Origin of the sequence: Sulfobacillus harzensis, assembly GCF_012933365.1 — a bacterium.
Taxonomy (GTDB): Bacteria; Bacillota; Sulfobacillia; order Sulfobacillales; family Sulfobacillaceae; genus Sulfobacillus_B; species Sulfobacillus_B harzensis.
The window spans coordinates 1-1,952 of sequence record NZ_JABBVZ010000231.1; the positions used below are offsets into that span (position 1 = coordinate 1).

At 53.0% G+C, this 1,952-nt stretch carries 3 protein-coding genes; all 3 read right to left on the reverse strand.

The genetic code is table 11. The annotated features are described in order from the left end of the window. Positions 1-266 precede the first annotated feature (266 nt). Positions 267-704: a VOC family protein gene (locus HIJ39_RS22640; protein WP_169103294.1), complete on the reverse strand. Its 438-nt coding sequence runs from the start codon at positions 702-704 to the stop codon at positions 267-269. Between the two features lie 261 nt (positions 705-965). Beyond that, positions 966-1,259, reverse strand: coding sequence for a MazG-like family protein (locus HIJ39_RS22645; RefSeq protein WP_169103295.1), 294 nt, complete (start codon positions 1,257-1,259; stop codon positions 966-968). Between the two features lie 79 nt (positions 1,260-1,338). Further along, entirely contained in the window at positions 1,339-1,731 is a 393-nt protein-coding gene (locus HIJ39_RS22650) for a DUF5680 domain-containing protein (RefSeq protein WP_207711874.1), read from the reverse strand. Positions 1,732-1,952 lie beyond the last annotated feature (221 nt).

Consider the following 1,952-nt stretch of genomic DNA (forward strand, 5'->3'; position numbering starts at 1 on the left):
GTTTTTATTTCGCCATCCGGGTCGCGAAGTCCTTTTTGCGCCGGATGTTCGGGACTATTCACACAAGCTGCTAGCATGGATGGGAGACTTGCCATTGGCTCCACACAAAAACGCTTACTTTTGCACAACAGTTCGGTATGTCCGGGATGGATTCCTGTATCCCGACTTGTTCCCGTAGCGAGACTTACTGCTCCCCCCAATAACGCATCAACGGAATTAGTCGTTTAGTCATACCAAGCTCGCGATGGGCGTCCTGCCAGCCTCCTTTAACTATTCATTTCAATCATGGCGCCTTTTTCGTCAAATACGGCGTTTGGGTTGTACGCTACCTCCCATGCGTTGTTTTCCAGATCCAGGAAACGCCCGCTTCTGCCACCCCAAAACCGATCCGTTGCCGGACGATTAATGTGAGCTCCCGCGGCCTCCGCTTCTGACAGCACCGTATCCACTTGCTCACGGGTTTCGACGTTGATGGCTAACGTCACGCCCCTAAAAAATCCTGGGTCACGGGGAATGGTTGTTTCTGCATCCTTGGACAACTCATTAATTGACCAAATCGAAAACATACAGCCGGCATTTTTGAATACCGCATAGTTGTCCGAACTCCAGTCCGTTTCATGCCAGCCCAGTCTTTGATAAAAGGCGCGCAGTTTGGGAACATCCCATGCGCCAATTGTAATTAACGTCACCCGTTGCGGTACCATGATATTCCCCCATGAAGATCGCCAAAATTTCCATAATTATAGCTCGTGAGTAACCTCTCGTTAACGCTCTCAGCCCTCCCGTTCCGTGAATCGCTGTCAATCGCGCAGACTTACGCTGTAAAATCGCGGATTCCCTCGCAGAATAGTGCTAACCAGCTCAAGAACACCGGATTGCCAGCCGCACTTACGCCCCCGAATCCCGCTCATTCACTCCGCAAACCATTAAGGTGATGCGTCGGTTATTGGGCGGAATGCCCAACCTCAATCGGACCATTGACGGCTCGCGTTAATCGCCATCTTGTCGTGGAAACACTCAGTGATATCGAGTCCCATGCGGTTGGCCACGTCGACGGCATTCCAGATCACATCAAAGATCTCCTGACCCACCGCTTGCCGCTGTTCCGGCCCGGGTTGTTGATCCCATTGCAAGACCGCTTGGGTAAGTTCCCCCACTTCGGTCATCAGAAAACACAACCGCGTGTCCACGGGCTTCTGGTGCCACCCGTGCTTAGCACTGAACTCTTGAACGTATGCCTGAAATTGCTTGAAGTCCAAACTCATCCCTCCGACTCGCGTATAAACTGTTGCCCGGTGGCGGCCGCACAATCACGTCTCAGCAAGCACCAACAGCCGCTTACCGCACAATGCTTCCGCTGTAATGCAAGGTATACACCGTTCGGTCCTGCTGACGAATCACTTCAGTCCCATGAAAGGGATCAAACTGTCCTTCGCAGGTATTACGGTACTCGAAATCTGCAGCTCGGAAATGTGAGGGGCCCCGAAAAGGGTGTTCTACGGAAACCTCTCGGAGCGCGGATCGCAGAAAGGCATAAATCCTGCGGATTTCATCCGTCGCAGTCACTGCCGGGTCTACACCGCCAGCGTAGCTCATCGACCAATAAGGCTGGCCCTCATCATAAACCGTCTCCTGCCCCACAAAATACGCCACCCCAAAATACACATCCTGGTAGAAGAACGCCCCGTGTCCATATTTCAGTTGCCGAGCTCCCGGCAACAGGGGCTCCACGGAAGCATCGTCACCCTGAGCGGCGTACGTCTGGCGTTTGGCTAGGAAATCAAACAACGATTGAGACGTGGTTTCACCTCGACGGCGGTCGTCCCGTTAAATTTCGCTGTGGCATCTTCGATTCCTGTCAACCGGGCCGACCGCTCAGGGATTCGTCAAAGTCAGGTTGACTGAAATGATAGAGCAGACGACTAACCCTTGACGACCGCAGTGGGACATTA

Bases quoted from the DNA above. Each gene is read 5' to 3' on its own strand.
- HIJ39_RS22640 (WP_169103294.1), bottom strand. From the start codon at position 704: ATGGTACCGCAACGGGTGACGTTAATTACAATTGGCGCATGGGATGTT.